This window comes from Falsiruegeria litorea R37, from assembly GCF_900172225.1.
Taxonomy (GTDB): Bacteria; Pseudomonadota; Alphaproteobacteria; order Rhodobacterales; family Rhodobacteraceae; genus Falsiruegeria; species Falsiruegeria litorea.
Genome location: NZ_FWFO01000001.1, coordinates 1,227,564 through 1,251,742 on the forward strand (window position 1 = coordinate 1,227,564; position 24,179 = coordinate 1,251,742).

The following is a 24,179-nucleotide window of genomic DNA, read 5'->3' on the forward strand; positions in this document are numbered from 1 at the left end:
GGCGTTTTCTTATGTGGCAGCAGCGAGTCTGTCCAGTTGCGAGCCGAGTTTTGGCGCAAAACTCATGCCCGCCAGCATTGACAGCATGAAAATCAGCCCACCCGCGCCACCAAAAGTCAGCGACGCCATTGCGGGTCCCGGGCAAAGGCCCGCCAGTCCCCAGCCCATACCAAAAAGAACCGAGCCGGTGATCAGGCGGTGATCCAACTCGGGCCGCGGCAGATCGGGGAAAGTGCCTCCGGTCAGTGGGGCGCTGCGGGTGGTCAATTGCCACGCGACAAGCATGGGCAGGATCGCGCCTCCCATGACGAAGGCCAACGTCGGATCCCAAGCACCAAACACATCAAGCCACCCTTGGACTTTGGTTGTGTCGGTCATGCCGGACAGCAAAAGGCCAGCACCGAAGAGAGACCCCGACAAAAGGGAAATCAGCATTCGCATCAGATCACCCCCAGAATGTGGCGGAACAGAACCAGCGTCAGTCCGCCCGCGAGGATGTAAAAGACGGTTGCTACGAAGCCACGCAGCGAAAAGCGCGAGATGCCGCAAACACCATGTCCCGAAGTGCAGCCGTTAGCGATCCGGGTGCCTGCACCAACCAGCAGGCCCGCCGCAATCACTACGACCCAGTTCGAGGTCAAATGCGTGTCGGCCTGCACTCCAAGCATTTGGATCATCAGCAATGGCGTCGCGATGACCCCAATCACAAATGCGGCGCGCTCGGCCGCTGTGCTCCAACCTGACCGATCCACAAGGCCGCCCAGGATGCCACTGGCCCCCATCACCCGGCCGTTGCCCAAGAGCAGAACCGCTCCGCCGGTGCCGATCAGCAGCCCGCCGATCAGCCCCCATATCCAATCCATTGGCATTGTTGTTTCCCTAACGTTCGCGCGTTTCGTGATCGATCAAAGTTTGTTGATCGGCACCTTGAGGAAGACGTCCCCTTGTTCGTCCGGCTCTGGCATGCGACCGCCACGCATGTTCACTTGCAGCGATGGCAGGATCAGTCGCGGCATGGCCAGCGTCGCGTCGCGGGCGTCGCGCATTTCGACAAACTCTTCGATTGGACGACCTTGGCCGATATGAATGTTCAGCGCCTTTTGCTCGCCCACTGTGGTCTCCCAAGCGAATTCATCCCGGCCTGGTGCCTTGTAATCGTGGCCGACAAAGATGCGGGTTTCGTCGGGGAGAGCCAGGATCTTCTGAATCGACTGATAGAGCGTTTCGGATGAACCGCCGGGGAAATCACAGCGCGCGGTGCCGAAATCAGGCATGAACAGCGTGTCCCCGACAAAAGCCGCGTCTTCGATCACATAAGTCAAACAAGCAGGCGTATGGCCGGGTGTTTCCAACACGTCACCGCGCATCTGTCCGATGTGGAAACTGTCTCCCTGGCGAAACAATGCGTCGAACTGGCTGCCGTCGCGTTGAAATTCGGTGCCTTCGTTGAACACCTTTCCGAATGTGTCCTGCACGACTGTGATGTTGCGACCGATGCCGATCTTACCACCCAGTTGTTCCTGCAAGTAAGGTGCGGCGGATAGATGATCGGCGTGCACATGGCTCTCCAGCAGCCATTCCACCTTAAGGTCATTGTCACGCACATAGCGAATGATTTCATCCGCCGAAGACGTGTCCGTCCGCCCTGCGGCCTGATCATAGTCGAGCACGCTGTCGATGATGGCACAGGCCCGCCCCTCGGGCTCTCGCACCAGGTACGACACGGTGAATGTTGCCTCGTCGAAAAAGGCCTTCACGAATGGTGTCATGGATCTCTCCCCGCGATATGTTCCCTTATCATATATTGACAATGGAATATGTTGCAATAGGGTTTGGTGTTGGATTTGCGACTATGCACTTGAGATGGGTCAAGGCGCCGGGTTCGCCAAGGATGTTAGCATCGCCACAAAATCGGGCCAAATCACTTGGGTGTGCTGCGCAATTGGGCAATCGGAGGCGCATGGTCCAAACGGAACCGATTTTACATACCTGTTACCCGAATCTGGTTTATTCAACTTATAGGGGAGGACCGAAATGTCAGATCAAGAACTTCTGCAACAAGCCGAAAAGATCGAGGCTCGGTTGAACGGCGCAAACCCATCATTGCGGCTGGAGCTGCAACCCAAGCTGAGCAAGGTGATCGAGAATCTGCGCGCAAACGGCACGCATGTTCCAGCGCGGCTCAAGCGGCTGGATGCTGCATTGTGTGACGAGGCCATTGAAGCCCGTTTCGACAATATGCCGATCTGAGCGATCAGGCTGATCACATCAGATCACCCGAGCGAAATGCCCATGATCACCATTATGAGGCCCAGCACGGACAAGAACAGCGAGCCCAGATTCCATGGCAGCACGCCTTGGACGGCTGCACGCAGTTCATTGTCGCTGAGCCCGGCTTTGCGCGCCTTGTTCACACGCAGGATGCACCAGATCAGGCCGACAAGCCCAGCCAGCGAAAGCGCGGCACCGCTCCAGACAATCAATTCGAACATGGTGCACCTATCATTGTCAGTTTCGGCGTTGCGGTTAGCGGATTGACGCCTTTTGCGCAACCCGGACCGCGACAGGGGCAATGTGTGCTTGCGGCAGGGGCGGGGGCGATGTATCCCGCGTGACGCCTCAAATTGCACATCGACGGAGAAGTGAACATGGAAGAGTCCCAGGCCGAAGCCAACTACCGCGTGACCGCAGGAGAATTGCGCCAGTTCGTCGAACGGATGGAGCGGTTGGAGGCCGAAAAAAAGGACATCGCCGAGCAGCAGAAAGAGGTGATGGCCGAAGCCAAGGCTCGCGGCTACGACACCAAGGTGATGCGCAAGGTCATCGCCCTGCGCAAGCGTGACAAGGACGACATCGCCGAAGAAGAGGCGGTTCTGGAAATGTACAAAGAAGCTTTGGGCATGTGATTGCCCTTGGTCCGGGGTCAGCGCGTGGCAACATCCACGCGCGCCACGGCCACCGCCTTGATAACGGCATGAACATGCGCACCCGGTTTCAGGGACATTGATTCTGCCGAGCGGCGCGTGATGCGCGCCAAGATGAAGTCATCACCGCATTTGATTTGCACGATCATCCCGGGTCCGCTGCCCTGGCGGAGTGACGTGATCTCTCCCGGCAGGATGTTGAGGGCCGAGATGTCTTTGGGGTAACTTCCGGCGACCATGATGTCATGGGCCAGGATGCGCACACGGGTTGCGCTGCCTTCGGCTTGGTCAATTTTTGGCAGGAACAGCCGCCCGCCGGAAACGCTGAGTTCGGTCAGCCCATCCGGGTGATGAAAGTGAACCGTTGCGGGCAGAATAGAGCCCGCCTCCCGCAGGCCCAACTGCCGCACCGTAGCCGGGTCCGACAGCACTTTTTCGGCGGGGCCCGCCTGCGTGACCCGCCCATTGTCCAGCATGACGACGGACGTGGCCAGACGCGCGACCTCGGCCACCGAATGGCTGACATAAAGCGTGGGAATGTCGGTCTGTTCACGCAATTTTTCCAGAAACGGCAAAATCTCTTCTTTGCGGGCGCTGTCCAGCGCTGCGAGAGGTTCGTCCATCAGCAACATGCGTGGGTGCGAAAGCAGGGCACGACCAATGGCAACCCGTTGCTTTTCACCGCCTGACAGCGGTCCCGGTCTGCGGTCGAGCAAGGGGGCGATGCCCAAAAGTTCGATGACTTCGTCAAAGGTTGGTCCAGCAGCGTCCGGCGGGGCAAAGCGTGCGCCGTACATCAGGTTTTGGCGTACAGACAGGTGCGGAAACAGGCGGCCATCTTGAAAGACATAACCCAGGCGGCGTTTGTGCGGGGGGATGTTGATCTTCATCGCCGTGTCGAAAATCGGCTCACCGTCCAGGATGATACGCCCCTGATCCGGCTTCAAAAGGCCCGATACCGCATTGACGACGCTGGTTTTCCCTGTGCCCGAGGCACCAAAAAGCGCCGTTATGCCGCGTGGCGCCTCAAAGCTGACATCCAAAGCGAAATCGGCCAGTTGGTGCTTTATGGTCAGGCATAAGCTCATGAGCCGGACACCCGATTTCTAGCCCGCCGGGCCAGCAGTTCTGACGCAACGAGCGCTCCCATGGCCACAATCACGGACACGATCACCAACCGCAATGCAGGACCTTCGCCTCCTGGGACTTGCAGGAAAGTGTAGATCGCTGACGGCAAAGTCTGGGTTTGGCCGGGTATGTTCGAGACAAATGTGATGGTTGCCCCAAACTCTCCCATTGCCTTGGCAAATGCCAGCACAACGCCCGTGATTATGCCGGGCAGGATCAAGGGTAATGTGACGGTGGCGAAAACCGACAGGCGCGAGGCGCCAAGGGTCGAGGCCGCTTGCTCTAGTTTGGGATCCACAGCTTCGATGGCCAGGCGAATGGCCCGAACCATCAAGGGAAAGGCCATGATCGCAGCGGCCAGGACCGCCCCAGTCCAGCGGAATGCGAGTATCAGTCCGAATGTCTCTTCCAGCCACGCGCCAACCAGTCCGCGCCGCCCAAACGTCAGTAGCAGCAAATAGCCAGTGACAACTGGGGGTAGGATCAGAGGCAGATGCACCAAACCATTGAGCAGTTGATGGCCGCGAAAGTGCCAGCGGGCAAGAGCATAGGCGGTAAGGACGCCAAACGGCAGGCTCAGCACTACGGCCCAGAATGAAACCTTGAGCGAAAGCGCCACGGCTTGCCATTCTTCTGGACCGAACCATTCCATCATTGACCTTCCTTGGCCAGACCAAAGCCATGGGTCTGAAAGGTGTCGCTGGCTTGGGGTGAGGATAGATGTTCAAGAAAAGCGCGCGCTTCGGGACTATCGCCTTCTCGAGTGAGAGCGACAGGGTATACGATCGGGCTGTGTGATCCATCGGGGAACAATCCCAAAAGTTCGACCTGATCGTTTGCGGTTGCGTCGGTGGCATAAACGATGCCCAAAGGCGCTTCACCCAAGGCAACCAACCTCAGGGCGGCGGTTACGTTATCTGCTTGGGCCAGCTTGTGCTGGAGATCATTCCAAAGGCCAAGGTGTGTCAGCGCTTCTCGGGCGTAAATCCCTGCAGGTACAGCGCGCGTCAGAGCAACGGCCAATCGATGATCACCCAGGGCTTGTGAAAAAGGAGCACCTGGTTCAGGGGACAGCGCCAGATCACTGCCAACTCGCGCAATCAGCGCGAGCTGGTTTCTTAGCAGATCGCGACGGGTGCCGTCGGCCAGCAGGCCATTTGCCTCTAGCGCGTCCATCCATGTGGTATTGGCGGACAGGAAAACCTGAGCAGGGGCACCGTGCTGAATTTGACGGGCAAGTGCCGAGCTTCCTGCGTAGGACAAGTTGATATCGTGACCGCTAACGGCCTCATAGTTTTTGGTTATTTCGTCTAGGGCAGGTTTCAAGCTTGCGGCGGCAAAGACCGTGACGGTTTGCGCCATCGCCATGTGTGAGGTGGTGAACACGGCCACACAGGCCAGAACAAGACGCTGAACGTGCCGCAGAGGGGTGGCCATAGTCTGTCCTGTATCCTTGTCTGGTTTGCCGCGCAAATATGGCAATCCAATTGAACCAGATGCAAGAGCAAGACGGATCAATCAAGCACCCGGCGATCAAGGCGCAATTAGGGTGACGCCCGGAATACGTTGAACGGCCAAGACATCTTCGTCGTAGATTTCAGTCAACTCATCCACCAATTCATCGGTCCAACCATCCAAGTCCAACTCTTCTTCGACTTCGTCTTCGATGGCGTATTTGTCGAGAAAAGCAGCAATGACTCGACGTTTTTGCATCTCGGTCAGTTCCGGATGCTGGTGCAGGTAACCACGAAAGCGGGTCATGCCCTCGTTGCTCATGATTTCGGACAAGAGCGAAAACCCACCGGTTACTTTGGTGCCGTGTTCAAGTCCGGCAAAGTCCCGCATGATTTGTCCCCACAACAGGGGGGTGTCTTCATTGCACCAAACGGTAATGGGAATATCCGGTGCTGCCGCGCGCATGCGTTGGAAAAGCTCTGACCAACGCAGATTCAGTGGATTGGTGTTTTCCATGACATCTTTTATCCGCGCCGGAGAGGCCTTGGCCAGGATCGCTGGTACGAAGGCGGCCGGATTTCGAATGGCCATGAAAATCTCGAGCTGATCGAACTTGAACAACTCACGCAGTTGGCGCAAGCGAACGTCGGCCAGGGGGTAGAGAGTATCGCCATCCAATGCGAACCTTTGAGATCCAAAGAAATGGGCGTTCGAAAGCAACAGCCGGTCGGCAACCTCTTCGTCCAGGATGGCATCGACGAGAATGTCGCGCGCCTCGCCAGATGGCTCGGCGGTTTCCATTGCGGCAAATGCGTCCTTCAGCAGGCTCCGGTACTTTCCGGGGCCCGGCACCGCGATACCGCGTTGTCCAAGCGCTTCTTTGTTGTAGAGCATGCATTTCAACAAACGCTCATCATCCGTTGCATGAGCGCCGGTGTGAAGGATGATCTGCATTGCTGTATGGTCTGCCTGTGAAAACATCTAAGGTTGTTCATGAGTTAACGCGTTGCCGGTGCGCAGTCAAACGCGTTGGAAGCCTGAACGACCTGCTGCGTGCGAACCACGTCGGAATGGCAAGGTAGGGTTTCATGGCTGAGTTAGTACTCAGGTTCGAAAATGAGCCTTGAATTTGTCTCTCACGGCTAGGGGCCTGCTCCTCGGCTCAGCTGTTTGACCAATCATAGGGACTTGATCCAACCGACACACAGGCAGGATTGCGGAAATAGAACAGTTTGAAGTTTTGCCAGATGGGTGAAAATGTCATTTAATAACAATGCGCTGTTGGGATTATCAAAAAAAACTTCAGTTTTGTTTGAACCTTTTCAAAGGCCGGAGCGACACATCACCGTAACGCAACCAAACAAGCCGACAGGCCAAACCTTACGGAGATCAAAATGTTCACTTCGACTTTCAGCAAAACTTTCCTGTCCACCCTGACCGCGGCGATTGTTGTTACCAGCCTTTCTGCCAGCATGTCACACGCCGGTGAAGGCGGCGGCGAAGGTGGCGAGGGACGCTTCAGCTCTGCTTCGACCCAGAACTCGGACGGTTCCACCACCACGGTTCGCGGTCGCAATGGCGGAAACTCGGTGACTGTCACACGCACTAAGAACGGTCGCGTTGTAGGTCAGCGCCAGGTCAACCGTAACCGCAACCCTTTCATCACGATCTTCAATCCTGATGGCACCAGCCGCACTGTGACGACCACCAGTCGCCAACCAGACTCCGCCACGCGCCACTTCCCCGATGGCTCCAGCCGCACCGTGACCGTCCCCGCACGTCCGAACAACCCGTTCATCAGGATTTTCAACCCGGACGGCTCCAGCCGCACAGTTACTACCCCCAGCCGCCGCGCGGACTCGGCGACGCGTCACTACTCGGACGGCTCCAGCCGCACCGTAACCACCCCGTCGCGTCCGACCACCGCGTTCATCACCATCCACAATCCGGATGGCACCAGCCGCACTGTGACGAGCAACGACCGGTAATGCTGGGTTCACACGTTCAGGTTCGGTCTGATGATCCAAAGAATGGAACAAACCGAACCGGAACCTCAAGTGTTAGCCTCTCGGACACAAGATCACGCCGAACTCAGTCACAGGACTGGCGGCGTGATCAACCGAGTGGACGGGGAAACGAATCCACGCCGCCACTGCAGACAGTGAACTTGACCCTGGCACACTCATCCCTCACACCCGTTTTGCCCTATCGGCCTCTCCCGGCTACAGTGATGAAAGGGATACGGGCGAGGAAGAGAATGTCAGCAGATGATGATCAGCGGCAGCTTTCGAAAGTCGCCAATGGCGATCGGCAGGCGATAGGGGTGCTTTATCAGCGGTACCATAAGCGGGTTTTTCATTTTGTCCGACGATATGTGAATGACGCAGCTGCCGCCGAAGACCTGACAAATGACGTCTTCATCGAGGTTTGGCAAAAGGCCTCTTCATACGAGGGGCGTTCCAAGGTTTCCAGTTGGCTTCTGGGGATGGCCAGATACAAGGCCCTGTCAGAAGTTCGCAAAAGAAAGCCGGTTCATTCGAAGTCCGAAGAAATTCTGGATACCCTGGAAGATGATGCAGATGATCCGGAAATGGTCACGCAGAAACGGGACAAAGGGGCCGCAATCAAGCGGTGCATTGCATCCCTTTCGAATGATCACAGGGTCATCCTGGAACTGATATACTACCACGAAAAGTCCATGGAAGAGGTTTCTGATATCCTCGATATCCCAAAGAATACGGCCAAAACCAGGACCTTTCACGCACGCAAACAACTGTCCGCAGAAATGACCAAGCAAGGTCTTGATAGGGGGTGGCCATGAGCACTCTGAGCGAAATCGAAAGACAAGAATTGTCCTTGCTGCTGCCATGGTACGCAAATGGCACGCTCGACAGTGAAGACAGTCGTAAGGTCGAAAAAGCCCTGGCTGAAGATGATGAACTGGCGCGAGAGTTTGACCTTGTGCTGGAAGATCAGGCCGCTGTGATTGATTTGGTGTCCGAAGAAGTGGTCCCCATTTCGATGCCCGAACGGTTCAAGGCCGCCTTGCATGCCGAACAAACCAAGCCCGAGCCAAGTGCACAAATGCGCAAGACAGGTGAGAGCACTCTGACCCGGCTTCTTTCTGTTCTTTTCCCTGCGAAACCTCGCGCCTATGCGTTTGCGGCAGCTATGATGGCATTGTTGGTGCCCGCAGTAGGGGTTGTTTCCTACATGGCAGGAAGTCAGCAAACGAACCAATATCAGACCGCAACCGGAGAACAGCAGGTCATCAGTGACGCAGCGCGCGTCTTGGTCAAGTTCAATTCTGACGCCGCTTGGGCCGACATCGACATGTTTCTAAAGGACAACCAGGGCCAGGTAGCCAAGGGACCAACGGCGGACGGGTTTTATGAGCTGGCATTTCCAAAGAACGACGGGCTGATGGAAAAACTGGGGGCTATGGTCGATGTTATTGAATTCGTGTTGCCTGTGAATTGAGACATGGTGGGAGGGACGAACGTGTTGAAATCTGTTACCCGCAAAGCGAACCGTAACGTTGGTGTTCTTGTGCTGGCTTTTGCGATGGCTCTGCCCGGACTAGTTGTTCTTGCAGAGGATGGTGGCGGCGAGGCCGTTGAATTCAGGCCGTCGACCAAACCTGCCAAGCCTCAACGCGAGGCGAAACCGGCCCGAACCACGACGAGGGCAACGACGCAGAAACCGGCGGCTGCAGCACCGAAACCAGCGAGACGAACGCAAACACGCGCTCCTCGTGTGGTGGAAACAGCGCCAAGTGGGCAACCGCCTGCCGAAGAGACACGGTTCATCGCCAATGAAGTGATCGTCCGGTTCCAGTTGTCTTCAACGTCCGGGGCACGAAATCGCGCGGTGCGCAGCTTGGGCATGACGCATTTGCAAGGGCGGACGTTTTTCTGGCCTGGGGTGACGGTCCATCGCTACCGGCTTTCACCAGGTGTCGATGTGCGCACAGTGATCGAACGATTAGAGGCCAACGCCGCAGTCGTGAACGCTCAGCCGAATTATCTCTATACGCTGCAGCAAAGCGACGGTGTTCGCAAACTTCCTCAATTTGGCAATGACAAGGTCGGTTTGAGCGAAGCCCATGCACGCACGACAGGTAGCAACACTCGGATAGCTGTCGTCGATACTGCCGTCGATGGGACTCATGCCGAGTTTTCAGGGGCACGCATTTCTTCGTTTGATGTCTCGGACGGGGGGGGCAACGTCGATCCGCACGGGACGTCGATCGCGGGGATCCTAGCTGCAAATGCCAAGCTGACTGGAGTAGCACCTGGCGCAGAAGTTGTCAGTATTGCAGCCTTTTCCAAAGACGCGTCAGGCAACACAGTTGGCAACACCTGGACAATTCTAGAAGCAACAAACATTGCCCACAAAGAAAAAGTCGACATTCTGAACATGAGCTTTGCTGGTCCAGCCGACCCTTTGTTGAAGCGCGCCATGGAAGGGGCGAAAAAACGTAATGTTCTTCCGGTTGCTGCAGCGGGCAATGAAGGTCCAGATGCTGCAACGCTTTTCCCTGCCGGCTACGAGCAGGTGATCGCGGTGACCGCAACCGACACTGAAAACGCGGTTTACGCCAATGCCAACACGGGCGATCACGTCGATATTGCGGCGCCGGGCGTGGGGCTTCTGGTGCTGGGGAATTCCTCTGGGTTCCGAACGTCCTCGGGGACCTCATTGGCAACAGCCTACATCAGCGGGATCGCAGCATTGACCTTGTCCGCAAATCCGGGTGCTGACTATGCGACCTTAAGAGCACTTTTGGAGAACAGCGCGACCGATCTGGGCACGCCGGGCAAAGACAGTGTCTTTGGCGCGGGCATTCCAAGCGCAGTGGTGGCCATCTCGGGGCTGACGAACTGAGAAGTTGGGCGGTTCGCCGAATGTCGGCTGGCTAAAGTTGGGGTATCGATCATGTGGTTGGTCCCCCGGAACAGCATGTGCGCATTGACCTGAGTTGTACCGCAGGGGCCTGGTCAGCTGCGGCGAAGGAATTGCTCAGATATTGATAAGTATTGATACAAATTGTCGATCGACTAAACTGATCACATTATTGTGTGCCCTGTGCGAGGATTTTCAAATGCCAATACCAAAATTACTTTCTGCAACAGCTATCATCGCGAGTATGATCTTTGCTGGTGGCTCGATAGCGCAGACTTCGGACAATTCAAATGCTGCCGCAACACCGCCAGCAGGCGAAGGGTCCAAGCCAAAACCACCCGCGCCGCCGCCGCCAAAAGATCCCCCGCCGAACAACAACGCGAACGCGCCTAAGAACCCGCCGCCGCCGGGCCCGCCGCCCCCCAAGGATCAACCGCCTAAGAACAACTCAAACGCACCCAAGAACCCGCCACCTCCGCCACCCAAGACGGCACCGCCACCGGCGCCACCCCCCAAGGGATAGGGATTTTGTGATGCTCCTGTGTTTGCCCGCTTAGGTGGGCAAACCATGTTGCGACGGCGATACAGGATTAGTGGGTCCTGTACCTAGGGTCGACAATCCAGGCCGAGGTCGGTTTGCGCGCTCAAGTGGGGTTCACCGTCGACGCCAAGCGCTCCATCCGCGCCGCAAGCAACAACACGATCTGTCTGAGAGATCATCTCGGGCATTTCCGTGTAAGCGACTAACCCGCTGCCCAGAACGGTATAAAGCCCATCCGGTTGAGGCGGAGAATAATACCCTTCGATTTGAACAAGGCTGACAGGTTGGTCGAACAGGCCTGTTTCCAAACGCAACGCTTGAATGGTGTTGCCGATTGGGATGCCCTCGACACGAACCAAATCACCTGTAGACAGATGTGTGGGCGTGATCGAGGTGATGGGCGTGTTGCCAATGACGGCTCGACCCTGCGCATCGGTCGTCAGGAACGTGCCGCTGATTCTGGCGATTTTAGACGTGTGCGGCAGGCGCGCAAAGGACGATGCCGCAACGTCCTGACCGCGCCACAGGCCACTGACTGCAACCCAATCGCCAGTGTTCAAATCATGTTCTGACGTGCCGATGATGACTTTGGTGCCAAGCACAACCAGGTGATCCAGGGCGACTGAGGTTACAGGTCCCACCAAGGGTAGGATTTGGCGTATGTCGCGAGCCTGCCAGTCATCTCCGTTTGGCGTCGCAACCACGGCTACGGTCAAACCCGGTGTGAGGTCTTTGGCGGTCATTTCCGGAACAGATCCTGCCACCGGCATGTCGCCATCAAAGATGATGCGCTGGCCATTGACGATGATACTTCCAAGCTCGGTGATGGTGCCAACGATGCCGGTGCCGATTATTCCGCCCTCGCGGTCTTCGTCTTCCTGGGCCAGGGCCGGCAGCGACGTAGCAAGAAATAGGCCGATAAGAAGCGTGCGCAGGTTCACGGGCTTACTCCTTTTTGCCCGGACCTGGGGTCCCAAGGATGTAACTGCCCACGACAAATCGACCTTGATGTGTCGCACTGCTGTCAGCTTCTTGTGCAGCGCGCGCCTGAGCGTTGATCGTCTGCAACATCTCCTGCGCCATTGCACTTGCTGATGCCTCAAGGTCCGCAATCGAGGTTTCTGAGAGGTGAGAGTACCGTACCGCGCGGTCGAAGTTGCGCGCCTCACCTGCCTTGGCGATCAGATTTTGCGTGGCCGCCTCAAGATGCGCCGACAGGGTCGCCTGATAGGCTGCGACCTGTTCTTGGGTTCCAGCTGCGGGCAGGAACGCGTGAGTGAGTAGACGATAGTCGCCATCTGCCGTCTCGGCCACGATCCCTTGATCCATCAACGTGCGCAGAACGGTGCCCGGAGCCATGTCGATATGAGCCCGTCGGATCAGCTCATCAAACCCAGGATGATCGCCGTTCGATTTGCGGGGTAAATCTCGGGGCGTTCCGTCGGCAGCCTGATAATCCGGAGACGTGGCCCAATGGCTGATCACCTGGGCAGCGGCGCTGGATCGGCGTCTATGGGGGGTGTCGAGTGAGGATGATCGCAATCGTTTTACGTCTTTTCGGTGCAGTCCAGTCATCAGGCTGATCCGGCTGTCACTCAGCGGAGCCTCTGACTCTCGATCCGCCGCTGTAAGAAGAGCTTGCTTGAGCGCTTCGTTGGCCGTTCCCAAGGTAACCCCATTTGCCAGCATGGCACGGGCCAGGGGCACAAGAAGCGCGGCAAGCGCGGCTTCGAAAGGGTCTGTGGGGGCGGGTGTGGACATCTGGAGACTCTACGAGGTTTGGACCGCCTTATCATTAATACTCTGTTTACTCATTCAACGGTTTCGTGACGGGCTTGTGAGGTTTTGTGTATTCTAATGGGAAATATTCCCATTATCAAATGGACGTGATCCATCAACCAAAGGGAGAGCGTCATGCAAGATGTTGCGATTGATTATCTGAAAGAGTTCCAGCCGCTCAGCCACTCGGACGCAGGGGAGCGCTGCCTGACGGGGCTGTCCAGGCTTAGTCAGCAGGACCAGATCCAGTTTCTGTCGTTTGGGTGGGGGCCAGACATCCCGCCGCGCCACGCGACCATCGCCGATGCCCTGCGTCATCAGATGCAGGCCCAGCCCGAGCGTGTGGCCGTCGAATGCGCGGGCCACGCGCTGAATTATCAGGCGCTGGACGAGGCATCTAACCGACTGGCTGCAGTGCTGACCTTGTATGGGGTTGGACGCGGAGATGCCGTCTGCCTTTATCTGCACCGCTCGATTGAAATGATTGTGGGCATTGTCGCGGCCATGAAACTTGGCGCGGCCTATGTGCCGCAGCACGTGGGGGTGGCTCCGGTTGAGATGCTGCGCCACATCGCGGATGTGACCGACGCCAAAGTCATTCTGAGCCTCAGCAGCTTGGCGGATCAGATCCCGGTTGCACCTCATCAAACCCTGATCACCATCGACACGATCATGTTCGACCCGATGCTGGACGCGCCCGCGCCGGATCTGGTGAAACACGCGGCCCGACCGCAAGACCTGGCGATGATCCTTTTCACTTCGGGTACAACGGGGGTGCCAAATGGGGTTCAGGTGACCCACGGCAATCTGGCCAACATCCTGCTGACGTCTCCGGGGGATCTGGGCATGGTCCCGGGGATGCGGGTGGGGCAGATCCTGTCCATCGCCTTTGACATGGCCGCGTGGGAAACGCTGGGGGCTCTGTCCAACGGTGCAACTCTGGTGATCCGGGGCAAATCCATCCAAGAGACGGCCGAGGTGGTCGATGTGCTGATCGCCACGCCTTCAATCCTGAACTCGCTGGACGCCGACCGGTGTCAGCAGATCAAAGTGGCCGCCGTGGCGGGCGAACCTTGCCCGCGCCCGCTGGCCGACACATGGTCGTCGTTATGCACTTTCTACAATTCCTGCGGACCGACCGAAACGACGATCATCAACACCGCCGAGCCGCACGCGCCCGACAAGCCGGTGCTGTCCATCGGGCGCCCGACGCCAAACAACACCGTCTACATTCTGGACGAACAGCTGCGCCCGCTTCCCATCGGTCACAAGGGAGAGATGTGGGCGGGCGGCGACTGTGTCACGGTCGGTTATCTCGCCAACCCGGAACTGACGGCGGATCGCTATCGCCCCGATCCGTTCCGCCCCGGCCACATGATGTTCCGCACCCGTGATCTGGGCCGTTGGACCGAAACCGGAGAGTTGGAGCATTTCGGTCGCGTCGACGATCTGGTCAAGGTGCGCGGTTTCCGCGTGGAACTGGATAGCGTGTCCGGCGCATTGGAGGCGTCAGAGTGCTGCGAACAGGCGGTGACGTTGAAATTCGACAACCGCAATCTGGTCAGCTTCATCTCTCCGGTCTGGGCCTGTCCCAAACGCGCTGCCGCATCAGTGGCCGAGCGCCTGCCGTACTATTGCAGCCCCACATTTGTCATACCGCTGGACGGTCTGCCCCGCACCGCACGCGGCAAGCTGGACAAGCGTTTGCTGCTGAAAATGGCGGCTCAGCACATCGAAACCACCGGTGTGGAGTTGAACTGATGACGACACAGACAACAAACCTGGAAACGGCGTCGCCAAACTGGCGCCGAGTGACCCGCCATCCCGCGTTGATGGAGTATCGCCGTCTGGTGTTCCTTGTTGCCATCGTGAACCTGACCGTTTTTGGCTTGGGCCTGCAAGACGGGCGGTGGTTCGACGGGAATGGCATTGCTTTGGCGGCCCTCGCCGATATGGCGTTGATCAACCTGAGCCTTGGCATTCTGATCCGGCAGCAGCGGGTGGTGAACGCGCTCTTTTGGCTGGCCACCCGCGTGCCTGTCAGCTGGCCGCTCTGGATCCGCTGGGGCGCTGGCAAGGTGTTTCATTTCGGCGGTCTGCATTCGGGCGGAACCGTCGCAGGCACGATCTGGTTTGCGGCCCTTCTTGGCGGCATGGTCTGGAACCGAGCGCAGGGGGCCGCGTTACCCTCTGACCTGACGCTTGGGTTAAGTGTGGCGATGGTTACGCTGATGACGCTGATGGTGATCTCGGCCATTGGGCCGATCCGGGCAAAGTTTCACAATACCTTTGAAAAGATCCACCGCTTTGTCGGCTGGACGGTTTTGGCGCTGTTCTGGGCGCAAACCGTGTCGATCACCCACGACAGCGGTGCGGTTTTGACCGAGACGCCGGCGTTCTGGATGCTGTGTCTGATCACGCTGTCCATTGTGTCGCCCTGGCTGACGCTGAAACGAGTAGAGGTCGAGATCGTGAAACCGTCGAACCACGCGGTGATTGCCCGGTTCAACTATGGCGATACGCCGTTTCCTGGCAGCTCGAACGCGATCAGTCACACGCCTTTTGGCGAATACCACAGCTTTGCCAATATCCCGGCCCCGAACGAGCCCGGCTACAGGCTCGCGATCAGTCGGGCAGGGGACTGGACCGGGGCCTTTATCGACAATCCGCCGGAAAAGGTCTGGGTCAAGGGCATCACCACCAGCGGCGTCGCCCGGATCGAGGTGCTGTTCAAAAAGGTGGTTTACGTTGGCACTGGCTCGGGCATCGGACCTATCCTGCCGCACCTGCTGGCGGGCGAGGTTCCCAACAAGCTCATCTGGTCCACGCGCAGCCCACGCAAGACCTATGGCGACGCGCTGGTGGACGAGATCGAGGCACACACCGACGACCCTCTGATCTGGGACACGGACGAACGCGGCAAGCCAAACCTCACGGCCCTGGCGCTCAAGGCGGTGCAGGACAGCGGGGCCGAGGCGGTCATCGTGATCTCGAACCAGAAGCTGACGCGCAAGGTGGTGCATGACATGGAAAGCCTGGGCATCCCCGCCTATGGCGCAATCTGGGACAGCTGAGATGTTTGAGACAATCGAAACCGAAACGCAGGGCCGGGTCGCTGTGATCCGGTTCAACCGGCCCGATCACCTCAACGCGCTGAACACCCAAGTGATGGAGGAGGTTCTGCAAGCTGCCACCAACTTTGACGCTGACCCTAGCATCGGCTGCCTGATCCTGACCGGAAAGGGCCGCGCCTTTGCCGCCGGGGCCGACATTGGCGAGCTGGCGGAGCAGGACTACAGCAGCATGCAGGCCAGCGATTTCTTTGCGGGATGGGATCGCTTTGCCGCGCTGCGCCTGCCCAAGGTCGCGGCCATCGGGGGCTATGCCCTTGGGGGTGGGTGCGAGGTGGCGATGATGTGCGACATCCTGATCGCTTCGGACAAGGCCCGGTTCGGTCAGCCCGAGATCAAGATCGGTTGCATCCCCGGCATTGGCGGCACCCAACGCCTGACCCGACTGATCGGGCGGGCGCGGGCGATGGACATGATCCTGACAGGGCGGATGATCGACGCGGGCGAAGCCATGGACATCGGGCTGGTCAGCCGCGTGGTGCCCGGCGATGATCTGATGCAGGTGGCGGCAGAGGTGGCCGAAACCATCGCGGGCTACCCGCGCGATATTGCCCTGATGGCACGGGCCTGTGTCAACATGGCCGAGCAATCGACGTTGGACACAGGCGTGCGCTACGAGCGGCAGATGTACCATGCGCTGTATGGGCTGCCGTCGCAGCGCGAAGGCATGGCCGCGTTCCTGGAAAAACGCGACCCTGTGTTCAACGGCAAATAACAAAGTTCCGCGCCAGCCCTGCAATCGAGGCTGGCGCTTTCGCAGTAGCACTCTATCTGGTTCCAAACGGCCCAAAGCCGGGCAGCAAAAGGGACCACCAGATCATGCAGGCAGGCGACACATCCCCCATTCTTTTGTGGTTCCGCCGGGATTTCCGCCTGTCAGACCATCCCGCCTTGGCCGAGGCTGCCCGGCAGGGACGCCCCGTCATCCCGGTCTGCATTCTGGACGAGGTGGTCGAGGGTTATGGCGCCGCGCCGAAATGGCGTTGGGGCGAGGCGGTGGCGCATTTTTCCAAAACACTTCAAGCGCTTGGCTCCCGACTGATCCTGCGTCGGGGGCGAGCGCTTGGCGTGTTGCAACAACTGGTGCAGGAAACCGGGGCAGGTGATGTCTGGTGGACGCGCGCCTATGACCCCGACGCCATTGCGCGCGACACCGACGTCAAATCGACATTGCAAGGATCCGATATTGTTGCCCGCAGCTTTCCGGGGCTTGTCCTGTTCGAGCCCTGGACCGTCACCACAAAGGCCGGCGGCTTCTTCAAGGTCTACTCGCCCATGTGGCGCGCTGTTCGCGGTACGGACGTGCCGGTTCCCGATCCGGCGCCGCGCAGTCTGATGTCGCCTGCAAACTGGCCTGTCAGCGATCACTTGGACACCTGGGCTCTAGGTGCCGCAATGAACCGAGGTGCCGGGGTTTTGGCCCAATTCGCCTGCGTCGGAGAGGGCCGCGCGCATGACCGGCTGACCACATTCCTGGCGGCGCGCGTGGATGACTACGCCAAGAACCGGGATTTCCCGTCGATGGATGCGACCTCGCGCCTGTCGGAAAACCTGGCCTGGGGAGAGATCGGTCCGCGCACGATCTGGCATGCCGGACAACGCGTCTTGCAAGAAGGGCGACAGGGGGCCGAGAAATTCCTCAAGGAACTGGTCTGGCGCGAGTTCGCCCATCACCTGATTTATCACACACCGCATATCGTCACCGACAATTGGCGGCCTGAGTGGGACAGTTTCCCCTGGTCCGAGGAGGAGGATGTTGACGTCTTGCGCTGGAAACAGGGGCGCACGGGGATACCGCTGGTCGATGCTGCGATGCGAGAGCTTTATGTGACCGGAACCATGCACAACCGCGGGCGCATGATTGTGGGGTCTTATCTGACGAAACACATGATGACGCATTGGCGGATCGGTCAGCGCTGGTTTCAGGACTGCCTAATCGATTGGGATCCAGCCGCAAACGCGATGGGGTGGCAATGGGTGGCAGGCTCTGGCCCGGATGCGGCCCCTTATTTTCGGGTGTTCAACCCGGAAACACAGGCATCAAAATTCGATGGGGATCGTACTTACATCAACACCTTTGTGGCTGAACTGTCACCGCAGCCGTCTCCGCAAGGATTGGCATTCTATCAAGCTTGCCCCCAGGGGTGGGCACTGTGCCCCAGCGATCTCTATCCCAATCCCGTGGTCGAACTGGCAGAGGGGCGCAGAAGGGCGCTGGATGCCTATGCGGCTCGGGAATAGGTGACCTTTGCGCATGCAACGCAGGGCTATTGTCAAAAAACCGTCATCTTCCTGTTGCCATTGGCACGATTTGTCTGGATGACAGAGGCAACTGACTCCTCAAGATTGGCAAAGGTTCCTCGATGAACATGCTTAAGATCGTGGCGGTGCCGATGCACCCCGAAGGCCGCAAGTTTGTGGCTACTTTTGCGGCTATTAGCGTTGCGGCAGGCTTGCTGTTCGCGCCGCTTTTCTGGCTCGGCCTGGGGCTGACGGTTTGGTGCTATTACTTCTTCCGCGATCCTGTGCGCTCGGTCCCTTTGGATGACACCTTACTTGTGTCACCGGCCGATGGGGTGGTGTCCCTGATCACCGAAACCGTGGCCCCGCCCGAGTTGGAAATGGGGGATGAGCCGCGTGTGCGCGTGTCGGTGTTCATGAACGTGTTCAATTGCCACGTGAACCGCGCGCCGTTTTCCGGCACCATCAGCAAGATCGTCTATCACCACGGCAAGTTCGTGAATGCCTCGCTGGACAAGGCCAGTGAGCACAACGAGCGCAACGTGCTGGCCATTCGTCGCGACGATGGCACCGATATTGCCGTGGTCCAGATCGCAGGTCTGGTTGCACGGCGCATTGTCTGCTTCGTGAAAGAGGGCGAACGTGTTACCACGGGCGGACGGTTCGGTCTGATCCGCTTTGGCAGCCGACTCGACATCTACCTGCCGCCCGGAGTACAACCTCTGGTCACCTTGGGGCAGACAACAACCGCCGGCGAGACCATTCTGGCCGAGCTGGCCGGAGAGCAGACGAGACGATCGGGAAATATGGTATGAATTCACGCTCACCCTGGCCGCAAGGCGGTCCGTTCAAGCGCAACATCCCCAATGCATTGACGATCCTGTCGCTGTGTTCGGGGCTGACGTCGCTGCGGATGACGCTGACCGACCGGGTGGAGCCTGCGATCTATTTCATCCTGATCGCGATTGTCCTGGATGGTCTGGATGGCCGCGCAGCACGGCATTTGAACGCCGAAAGCCATTTCGGGGCCGAGTTGGATTCGCTGGCTGATTTCCTGTGCTTTGGTATCGCACCGGGGATGCTGGTCTATACCTTCATGTTTCACGGAACAGATATGAGCGGTTTGGGCTGGGTTGCCTGCATGCTGCTTGTCGTGTGCTGCATGTTACGGCTTGCGCGCTTTAATGTGTCCGGTGCAGAAACGGCAGATTCTGGACAACCGGTATTCACTGGGGTGCCTGCGCCAGCAATTGCCTTTCTTGCTCTCATGCCGATCTACTTGCTGCAATGCGGTTTCATCGCGACCCAGTTTTTCCACTATATCTTTGTGTTCTATCTGGCAGGAGTCAGCTATCTGGCAATCAGCCGGATCCCGACGTTCTCGCCTAAAATGGTCTCGATTCAAACCGCAGGGTCACGCGCGGTCGCGGTTCTGGGATTGGTGGCTTTGCTGCTGATGATGTCGGTGACTTGGTATGCTTTCGTTCTCTTGGCGGCGGTCTACCTGTTGTCGATCCCATTTTTGGCGCGGCACTTTCGATAGGCTGTCATCGATCTAATCCGGTCTGCGTTTTCGATGAAGGGGGCACTCCCGCACCCGAGCGATCCTGGCTGCGCCAGCACCGCTAACGGCTTTGGGCCGGGCCTCGCCTTCGGCTCGGCGGCCGCATCCGGACGCACCCGCCGAGCCGAAGGCGAGGCCCGGCCCAACGGGAGACGTGCATCTTTGATGCACGTCCGACGGGCGGGAGCCCCCCTCATTCAACAAAACTTGGTTAGCGACCTGTAGCGATCCGCTTGGCAACGTCGTTGACAAGCAGCTTCATCGCGTTGCTCTGCGCTGTCGCTACCGCGGCAACGCTGTCGTCTGCCATCGGCACCGAATAGGCGAAGCGATAGGCTTTCTCCAGATGCCCATGGGCGGGTGATGTCAGGAAATACTGCCCGGTAAAACGCAGATCTTGCCCTGGCACCCCGGACAGTTTGCCGACCTTAACCGTCACTTGAACGTCAGGCGGCGTATCGAAGGGCCAAGGCTCTGCCGCGACATTCGACGACAAGGCCAGGTCCAGGCCAGCCGCCAGCAACTCGGTCAAGGCACGGTCCGGTTCATCGGCCCAGAACCCGCTTTTGGTTGGGCGCAGGACACCATCCTCACCCTGCAGTGAAATCTCGGTGTCTTCGGCATAGGCAGGCAGGTCCAGCGTGCTGACCTCGACCGTGCGTACACCGGTGCGATAGGTGTTCACACCGGTGATCTCGGGCAGCAGGTAACGTTCGACCGGGCCGCTGCATCCCGCCAAAACAAGCGTCGCAACAAAAAGGGGGCGGATCAGGCGGTTCATGTTCAACGTCCTACCAATAGAGAGTTCGGTTTGCGGCGGATGGCCTGCACCAGCGAGTTCAGAGAATTGACCGTTTTCCGCAGATCGGCAATGGCGGCCTGCACCTCGCGGTTGACAGGCGAATTGGGGCCATAGGCGCCAATCGTGGCCTCGGCCGTATTTGCCAATTGCTCCAATTGATCGGCCAGCTTGGGCAGGTCCTTGACGGCCGCGGAAATGTTGTCGGCAGCCGTGCTGGCCGACTGCAGGGTCCGGTTCAGATTTTCGGCCGCGCCGCCTTCGCGCAATTCGTTCAGCGTCGCCTGTGCCGCATCCAAGGCCCCGGCCAAGGCCCCGGGCACCTTGTCCATGTCTTCGTTGTTGAGCAGATCATCCGCTGACTGAAGCACCTGGTCAGCCGAGGTCACAAGGCTGTCCAGGGGCAGGTCGTTGGCCTTGTTCACCAGTCCGTCGATATCATCCACCAGCTTGGGCAAGCCGTCACTTGCGGTCGAGACATTGGCGGCGGCGGTTTTGACATCCTCCAGGGCGGACACGACATTGGCCACCGCGTTTGACTCGTCGATGTCCGTCAGGATGCTGTCGACCCGCGTGACCGTTCCCCGCAAGTCTTCCAATGTCAGCTTGGCCTGATCCAGCGCACCGGACAAGGCGCCGGGGATCTTGTCCATGTCTTCGTTGCTGATGAAATGATCCGCAGATTTCAGAACGTCGTCGGCGGATGTGACCAGATCGTTCAGCGGCAATCCATTGGCCTTGTCCACAAACTGATCAATGTCCGTAAGCAATTCAGGCAGCGTCTCGGACGCGGTCGAGATATTGGCAACTGCTGTGCGAAGATCTTTGAGCGCGCCAACCATGTTGTCGACGCCCTGAGCTTCGTCAAAGCGTTGCAGAATATCCCGCACCGAGGCGACAGTGCCGCTCAACTCATCCGGCAGGGATTGGATGCCTTCGGATGCGGCCACGGTGTTCACGTTCTCCAACAAGGTGCGCACGTCCGCTGGGATCGCTTTTGTGTTTTCGTCAGACAGAATTTCATTCACATCGCCCACCAGGTGGATGATGCGGTCCATCAGCTCTTCGATGGGCAGTTGCGCTACCCGGTCCAGCACACCCTCGGCTGCAACCGATAGTGTGTCGGCTGGGGTGGGGATCGACGGGAGGATCGGGTTGGGGGTGGCGTCGATATCCAGTGTCGCAGGTGTCGCGTCGGGGACTTCGAACAATTCGATATGCAGCCCCCCGGAGAGGAAGGAGTTCGGCATCAACCGCGCCCGCAGGCCCGAGGCGTCGACCATCGCGGCGATGAGGCTGAGCGTTTCTTCGGAATCCTCGATGTCATTCAACCCCAACCGGTTGGGCTGCACCGTGTATGAGGCGAGAATGCGGATTTCCGGCGCGCCTTCGTCGTTGATCTCCGTTATGGCTGACAGGTTTGTGACAAGGCCAACCTTGAGTCCGCGAAATAGAACTTCGGATCCTTCGGACAACCCTTTGAGCGACCCCTCGAACGAGGATGAAAGGGTTACGGTAGAGCGCAGGTTATCGTCCAATCGGCTGTCTTCGGCCAACGCCTTGGTCGCATAAAGGTCAAATACCGCCTTTTGCTTGATGGGTTGGCCCCCTGATCGGGTGGTGTCGAACTCCACCCCGCCTTGCAGAACGGACGACAGGCTGCCGACATTCAGTTGCAAGCCCTTGTCGTTCAACTCGACATTGATGCCCGAGGCGTTCCAGAAACGTGTGCCGGTGTTGATAAGCCGATCATGGGGCGCATTGATGAAGGCGGTTATGCGCACACTGTCCGAGGGCTCGTCGTAATCAACCGCCTCGACGGTTCCCATAGTGACGCCCTTGTGCAGAACAGGCGCTCCGACCGAGACCGAGCCGGTTTTGGGGCTGCTCAGAATAACTTCGGTCCCTTTGGCGCCAGGTTGGATCACCGGAGCCTCTTTCAACGCCACGAATTTGCGCGCCTCGGTCCCTTGGGTCGCATCCCAGTCCACATTGATGTAGGCCCCCGACAGCAGCGTGTTCAACCCCGTGACACCTGATGCCGTGACCCGCGCTGTAACCAGCCAGAACCGTGTATCCGCATCCAGATAGCGTTCCATGTCGCGGTGAATGTCGGCCTCGACAATGACGTTCTGCAGGTCGTCCGAAAACCGCATGTCCGCCACCGTACCGACCACGAGGTTGCGAAACTTGATCTGGGTTTTGCCGGGTTCGATCCCTTCAGCCTCGGCGAATTGAATTTCAACTTCGACATCGCGTTCATTGTAAGCGTTCCAAGCCAGTCCCAAGGCGCCAATCATTGCGGCAATCGGAACTGTCCATACCAGAGATATCCCCCCGAACAGGCGAGACTTGCGCTGATGCATTTCGGGCTGGCGGATTTGATCTTGGGTCATTCAGTCGGGTCCTCGGGCGGCGCGTCCCAGATCATCTTGGAATCGATGCGCAGCGCGGCAATCATGGTGAAAATCACGGAAAGAGCAAAGCAGATCGCGCCCGCACCCGGCAAGATCGAGATGACGGCGCCCAGTTTGACCAGCCCGGCCAAGAGGGCCACGACGAAGACGTCGATCATCGACCAGCGGCCAATGAACTCGACGAACTCGTAGAGGAGCAGGCGCGTCTTGTTGTTCAGGTTCCAGCGGAACTGGATGCTGAGGGCCAGGATCGCAATCACAAAAATTTTGCTGAACGGGATCAGCAGACTGGCAACCAGAATCACGACGGCAACGAAATAATCGCCAGTCTGAAAGAAGATGGCGATGCCTTCGGCGATGGTGTGGCCCTCGTTGTGGCCCAGCACCAGGTTTGACAACAGGGGCAGCATGTTCGCGGGGATCAGGAACAGTGCCCCGGTGAGCAACCAGGCCCAAGTCTGTTGCAAGGAATAAGGCAACCGACTGTGCAGCGTAGCCGAGCAGGTGCGGCAGTGGGTCTGATCACCCTCATGCACGGTGCCGCAGGTGTGGCACCCGATCCATCCCATGTCGATGGCGCGGGTCAAGAGGGCGACTTTCGGATCAGGGACCAGACGGTCCAGCGGCAGACGGCCGCGTTCTTGAGTGCGACGACAACGACCAACCCGCAAAACAGCCAAAAGGCTGTGCCAAAGCCGATGGTCGCCAGCCCCATCATCTTGATCAGGGCGACAACGGTGCCGACAATGAAGATCTCGGTCATGGCCCAGGGGTTGAGCTTTTCGGCAAAGAGAAAGATCTGCTGCGCGGCAGGCGGTGGCGGGCGTCCCTGATGCAGGGGCCACATCACATAGATCAACGCGATCATGCGCACGATAGGCAAAGCCAGAACAAAGGCCGCAACCATGACGGCCAGGATGTTGTACCAGCCGTGCGACAGGTCAAAGACGATCTCGAGCATCGACACCTCGCCAGTCAGACCTGCCTGTGAAATCGTGAGGAACGGGAAACAGAGCATGGTGATCATCAGGATTGAGGCGGTGATCGACAGGGCAATGGTCCGTGTTAGCGTATCGGGCTTGGGATCCATCAGCTTGAAATGGCACTGCGTGCAGCGCGCGATGTGTCCGGCCTGAACGGGAACCGCCGTGTGCAGGGTATCGCAGGCCGGGCAGGCAATCAGGCCGTCGGGGTTTTGCCGGAACAGTTCCTTGTAGGTGTCGTTGCTTTGATCTGTCATGCCGCGTCGGAAGAAACCCTTGAAAAACACCTATGCCGAACAAAGCCGATCCCAA

The 24,179-nt window shown here is 58.5% G+C and carries 26 protein-coding genes; 12 read left to right on the plus strand and 14 right to left on the minus strand.

The window, feature by feature from the left end; translation table 11 throughout:
* Window positions 1-9: 9 nt before the first annotated feature.
* The 3 genes from TRL7639_RS06095 to TRL7639_RS06105 are packed head-to-tail and all read right to left on the minus strand — an operon-like array spanning window position 10 to window position 1,769.
* Complete coding sequence (locus TRL7639_RS06095) at window positions 10-441, minus strand: DUF6691 family protein (protein ID WP_085794859.1); 432 nt, start codon at window positions 439-441, stop codon at window positions 10-12.
* Complete coding sequence (locus TRL7639_RS06100; protein WP_085794860.1) at window positions 441-869, minus strand: YeeE/YedE family protein; 429 nt, start codon at window positions 867-869, stop codon at window positions 441-443. The genes TRL7639_RS06095 and TRL7639_RS06100 overlap by 1 nt, the downstream gene beginning before the upstream one ends.
* 36 nt (window positions 870-905) lie before the next feature.
* Window positions 906-1,769 carry an MBL fold metallo-hydrolase gene (locus TRL7639_RS06105; protein WP_085794861.1) on the minus strand — a complete coding sequence of 288 codons (864 nt, stop codon included), beginning with the start codon at window positions 1,767-1,769 and terminating at the stop codon, window positions 906-908.
* Between the two features lie 265 nt (window positions 1,770-2,034).
* On the opposite strand from TRL7639_RS06105, the gene TRL7639_RS06110 reads away from it, so the two are divergent.
* Window positions 2,035-2,250: a hypothetical protein gene (locus tag TRL7639_RS06110; protein WP_085794862.1), complete on the plus strand. Its 216-nt coding sequence runs from the start codon at window positions 2,035-2,037 to the stop codon at window positions 2,248-2,250.
* 23 nt (window positions 2,251-2,273) lie between these two features.
* Here the strand turns inward: TRL7639_RS06110 and TRL7639_RS06115 are convergent, their stop codons facing one another.
* On the minus strand, window positions 2,274-2,492 hold the full coding sequence (locus TRL7639_RS06115; RefSeq protein WP_085794863.1) for a hypothetical protein: 219 nt from the start codon (window positions 2,490-2,492) through the stop codon (window positions 2,274-2,276).
* A gap of 156 nt (window positions 2,493-2,648) precedes the next feature.
* Between TRL7639_RS06115 and TRL7639_RS06120 the strand changes: the two genes are divergently transcribed.
* Window positions 2,649-2,906, plus strand: a complete 258-nt coding sequence (locus TRL7639_RS06120; protein WP_207559642.1) for a DUF2312 domain-containing protein — start codon at window positions 2,649-2,651, stop codon at window positions 2,904-2,906.
* Between the two features lie 17 nt (window positions 2,907-2,923).
* Here the strand turns inward: TRL7639_RS06120 and modC are convergent, their stop codons facing one another.
* The 4 genes from modC to TRL7639_RS06140 all read right to left on the minus strand — a co-directional run bounded on the left by modC (window position 2,924) and on the right by TRL7639_RS06140 (window position 6,461).
* Window positions 2,924-4,012, minus strand: coding sequence for a molybdenum ABC transporter ATP-binding protein (gene modC, locus TRL7639_RS06125; protein WP_085794865.1), 1,089 nt, complete (start codon window positions 4,010-4,012; stop codon window positions 2,924-2,926).
* On the minus strand, window positions 4,009-4,704 hold the full coding sequence (gene modB, locus TRL7639_RS06130; RefSeq protein ID WP_085794866.1) for a molybdate ABC transporter permease subunit: 696 nt from the start codon (window positions 4,702-4,704) through the stop codon (window positions 4,009-4,011). The genes modC and modB overlap by 4 nt, the downstream gene beginning before the upstream one ends.
* Window positions 4,704-5,489 (minus strand): molybdate ABC transporter substrate-binding protein, encoded by a 786-nt coding sequence (modA, locus tag TRL7639_RS06135; protein WP_085794867.1) that lies wholly within the window; start codon window positions 5,487-5,489, stop codon window positions 4,704-4,706. The genes modB and modA overlap by 1 nt, the downstream gene beginning before the upstream one ends.
* 96 nt (window positions 5,490-5,585) lie before the next feature.
* Window positions 5,586-6,461: a hypothetical protein gene (locus TRL7639_RS06140; protein WP_085796279.1), complete on the minus strand. Its 876-nt coding sequence runs from the start codon at window positions 6,459-6,461 to the stop codon at window positions 5,586-5,588.
* Window positions 6,462-6,901: 440 nt separating this feature from the next.
* Here TRL7639_RS06140 and TRL7639_RS06145 point away from each other — a divergent pair, with 440 nt between their 5' ends.
* The 4 genes from TRL7639_RS06145 to TRL7639_RS06160 all read left to right on the plus strand — a co-directional run bounded on the left by TRL7639_RS06145 (window position 6,902) and on the right by TRL7639_RS06160 (window position 10,394).
* Entirely contained in the window at window positions 6,902-7,495 is a 594-nt protein-coding gene (locus TRL7639_RS06145) for a hypothetical protein (protein ID WP_085794868.1), read from the plus strand.
* A 242-nt stretch (window positions 7,496-7,737) separates the two neighbouring features.
* Complete coding sequence (locus TRL7639_RS06150) at window positions 7,738-8,328, plus strand: sigma-70 family RNA polymerase sigma factor (protein ID WP_235820269.1); 591 nt, start codon at window positions 7,738-7,740, stop codon at window positions 8,326-8,328.
* Window positions 8,325-8,987: a hypothetical protein gene (locus TRL7639_RS06155; RefSeq protein ID WP_085794870.1), complete on the plus strand. Its 663-nt coding sequence runs from the start codon at window positions 8,325-8,327 to the stop codon at window positions 8,985-8,987. The genes TRL7639_RS06150 and TRL7639_RS06155 overlap by 4 nt, the downstream gene beginning before the upstream one ends.
* Before the next feature lie 24 nt (window positions 8,988-9,011).
* Window positions 9,012-10,394, plus strand: a complete 1,383-nt coding sequence (locus tag TRL7639_RS06160) for a S8 family serine peptidase (protein WP_165759764.1) — start codon at window positions 9,012-9,014, stop codon at window positions 10,392-10,394.
* Window positions 10,395-11,018: 624 nt separating this feature from the next.
* Here the strand turns inward: TRL7639_RS06160 and TRL7639_RS06170 are convergent.
* Window positions 11,019-11,894 (minus strand): DUF5666 domain-containing protein, encoded by an 876-nt coding sequence (locus tag TRL7639_RS06170; RefSeq protein WP_085794873.1) that lies wholly within the window; start codon window positions 11,892-11,894, stop codon window positions 11,019-11,021.
* A gap of 4 nt (window positions 11,895-11,898) precedes the next feature.
* Window positions 11,899-12,714, minus strand: a complete 816-nt coding sequence (locus TRL7639_RS06175; RefSeq protein ID WP_085794874.1) for a DUF6502 family protein — start codon at window positions 12,712-12,714, stop codon at window positions 11,899-11,901.
* Between the two features lie 153 nt (window positions 12,715-12,867).
* Here TRL7639_RS06175 and TRL7639_RS06180 point away from each other — a divergent pair, with 153 nt between their 5' ends.
* From TRL7639_RS06180 to pssA, 6 genes are all read left to right on the plus strand, one after another.
* Entirely contained in the window at window positions 12,868-14,493 is a 1,626-nt protein-coding gene (locus tag TRL7639_RS06180) for an AMP-binding protein (RefSeq protein ID WP_085794875.1), read from the plus strand.
* The gene (locus TRL7639_RS06185; protein ID WP_085794876.1) at window positions 14,493-15,806 is read left to right on the plus strand and encodes an FNR domain-containing protein; all 1,314 of its coding nucleotides are present in this window, start codon (window positions 14,493-14,495) and stop codon (window positions 15,804-15,806) included. The genes TRL7639_RS06180 and TRL7639_RS06185 overlap by 1 nt, the downstream gene beginning before the upstream one ends.
* Before the next feature lies 1 nt (window position 15,807).
* On the plus strand, window positions 15,808-16,578 hold the full coding sequence (locus TRL7639_RS06190) for an enoyl-CoA hydratase-related protein (RefSeq protein WP_085796280.1): 771 nt from the start codon (window positions 15,808-15,810) through the stop codon (window positions 16,576-16,578).
* Between the two features lie 104 nt (window positions 16,579-16,682).
* On the plus strand, window positions 16,683-18,104 hold the full coding sequence (locus tag TRL7639_RS06195) for a cryptochrome/photolyase family protein (RefSeq protein WP_085794877.1): 1,422 nt from the start codon (window positions 16,683-16,685) through the stop codon (window positions 18,102-18,104).
* 122 nt (window positions 18,105-18,226) lie between these two features.
* A complete protein-coding gene (locus TRL7639_RS06200; protein ID WP_085794878.1) occupies window positions 18,227-18,919 on the plus strand; it encodes a phosphatidylserine decarboxylase in 693 nt (230 codons plus the stop codon).
* Window positions 18,916-19,647, plus strand: a complete 732-nt coding sequence (gene pssA, locus TRL7639_RS06205) for a CDP-diacylglycerol--serine O-phosphatidyltransferase (RefSeq protein ID WP_085794879.1) — start codon at window positions 18,916-18,918, stop codon at window positions 19,645-19,647. The genes TRL7639_RS06200 and pssA overlap by 4 nt, the downstream gene beginning before the upstream one ends.
* A 232-nt stretch (window positions 19,648-19,879) precedes the next feature.
* Here the strand turns inward: pssA and TRL7639_RS06210 are convergent, their stop codons facing one another.
* Genes TRL7639_RS06210 through TRL7639_RS06225 form a run of 4 tightly spaced genes read right to left on the minus strand, consistent with a single transcriptional unit; the run spans window position 19,880 to window position 24,124 of the window.
* Window positions 19,880-20,449, minus strand: a complete 570-nt coding sequence (locus TRL7639_RS06210; RefSeq protein ID WP_085794880.1) for a PqiC family protein — start codon at window positions 20,447-20,449, stop codon at window positions 19,880-19,882.
* A gap of 2 nt (window positions 20,450-20,451) precedes the next feature.
* On the minus strand, window positions 20,452-22,863 hold the full coding sequence (locus TRL7639_RS06215) for an MlaD family protein (RefSeq protein ID WP_085794881.1): 2,412 nt from the start codon (window positions 22,861-22,863) through the stop codon (window positions 20,452-20,454).
* Complete coding sequence (locus tag TRL7639_RS06220) at window positions 22,860-23,471, minus strand: paraquat-inducible protein A (protein ID WP_085794882.1); 612 nt, start codon at window positions 23,469-23,471, stop codon at window positions 22,860-22,862. The genes TRL7639_RS06215 and TRL7639_RS06220 overlap by 4 nt, the downstream gene beginning before the upstream one ends.
* Window positions 23,468-24,124, minus strand: a complete 657-nt coding sequence (locus TRL7639_RS06225; RefSeq protein ID WP_085794883.1) for a paraquat-inducible protein A — start codon at window positions 24,122-24,124, stop codon at window positions 23,468-23,470. Before TRL7639_RS06225 ends, TRL7639_RS06220 begins: the two co-directional genes overlap by 4 nt.
* Window positions 24,125-24,179: the final 55 nt, after the last annotated feature.

Bases quoted from the DNA above. Each gene is read 5' to 3' on its own strand.
- TRL7639_RS06175 (WP_085794874.1), bottom strand. From the start codon at position 12,714: ATGTCCACACCCGCCCCCACAGACCCTTTCGAAGCCGCGCTTGCCGCG.
- modA (WP_085794867.1), bottom strand. From the start codon at position 5,489: ATGGCCACCCCTCTGCGGCACGTTCAGCGTCTTGTTCTGGCCTGTGTG.
- pssA (WP_085794879.1), top strand. From the start codon at position 18,916: ATGAATTCACGCTCACCCTGGCCGCAAGGCGGTCCGTTCAAGCGCAAC.
- modC (WP_085794865.1), bottom strand. From the start codon at position 4,012: ATGAGCTTATGCCTGACCATAAAGCACCAACTGGCCGATTTCGCTTTG.
- TRL7639_RS06215 (WP_085794881.1), bottom strand. From the start codon at position 22,863: ATGACCCAAGATCAAATCCGCCAGCCCGAAATGCATCAGCGCAAGTCT.
- TRL7639_RS06210 (WP_085794880.1), bottom strand. From the start codon at position 20,449: ATGAACCGCCTGATCCGCCCCCTTTTTGTTGCGACGCTTGTTTTGGCG.
- TRL7639_RS06225 (WP_085794883.1), bottom strand. From the start codon at position 24,124: ATGACAGATCAAAGCAACGACACCTACAAGGAACTGTTCCGGCAAAAC.
- TRL7639_RS06140 (WP_085796279.1), bottom strand. From the start codon at position 6,461: ATGCAGATCATCCTTCACACCGGCGCTCATGCAACGGATGATGAGCGT.
- TRL7639_RS06180 (WP_085794875.1), top strand. From the start codon at position 12,868: ATGCAAGATGTTGCGATTGATTATCTGAAAGAGTTCCAGCCGCTCAGC.
- TRL7639_RS06105 (WP_085794861.1), bottom strand. From the start codon at position 1,769: ATGACACCATTCGTGAAGGCCTTTTTCGACGAGGCAACATTCACCGTG.
- TRL7639_RS06145 (WP_085794868.1), top strand. From the start codon at position 6,902: ATGTTCACTTCGACTTTCAGCAAAACTTTCCTGTCCACCCTGACCGCG.
- TRL7639_RS06150 (WP_235820269.1), top strand. From the start codon at position 7,738: ATGAAAGGGATACGGGCGAGGAAGAGAATGTCAGCAGATGATGATCAG.
- TRL7639_RS06195 (WP_085794877.1), top strand. From the start codon at position 16,683: ATGCAGGCAGGCGACACATCCCCCATTCTTTTGTGGTTCCGCCGGGAT.
- TRL7639_RS06190 (WP_085796280.1), top strand. From the start codon at position 15,808: ATGTTTGAGACAATCGAAACCGAAACGCAGGGCCGGGTCGCTGTGATC.
- modB (WP_085794866.1), bottom strand. From the start codon at position 4,704: ATGGAATGGTTCGGTCCAGAAGAATGGCAAGCCGTGGCGCTTTCGCTC.
- TRL7639_RS06185 (WP_085794876.1), top strand. From the start codon at position 14,493: ATGACGACACAGACAACAAACCTGGAAACGGCGTCGCCAAACTGGCGC.
- TRL7639_RS06115 (WP_085794863.1), bottom strand. From the start codon at position 2,492: ATGTTCGAATTGATTGTCTGGAGCGGTGCCGCGCTTTCGCTGGCTGGG.
- TRL7639_RS06100 (WP_085794860.1), bottom strand. From the start codon at position 869: ATGCCAATGGATTGGATATGGGGGCTGATCGGCGGGCTGCTGATCGGC.
- TRL7639_RS06095 (WP_085794859.1), bottom strand. From the start codon at position 441: ATGCGAATGCTGATTTCCCTTTTGTCGGGGTCTCTCTTCGGTGCTGGC.
- TRL7639_RS06200 (WP_085794878.1), top strand. From the start codon at position 18,227: ATGAACATGCTTAAGATCGTGGCGGTGCCGATGCACCCCGAAGGCCGC.
- TRL7639_RS06120 (WP_207559642.1), top strand. From the start codon at position 2,649: ATGGAAGAGTCCCAGGCCGAAGCCAACTACCGCGTGACCGCAGGAGAA.
- TRL7639_RS06110 (WP_085794862.1), top strand. From the start codon at position 2,035: ATGTCAGATCAAGAACTTCTGCAACAAGCCGAAAAGATCGAGGCTCGG.
- TRL7639_RS06155 (WP_085794870.1), top strand. From the start codon at position 8,325: ATGAGCACTCTGAGCGAAATCGAAAGACAAGAATTGTCCTTGCTGCTG.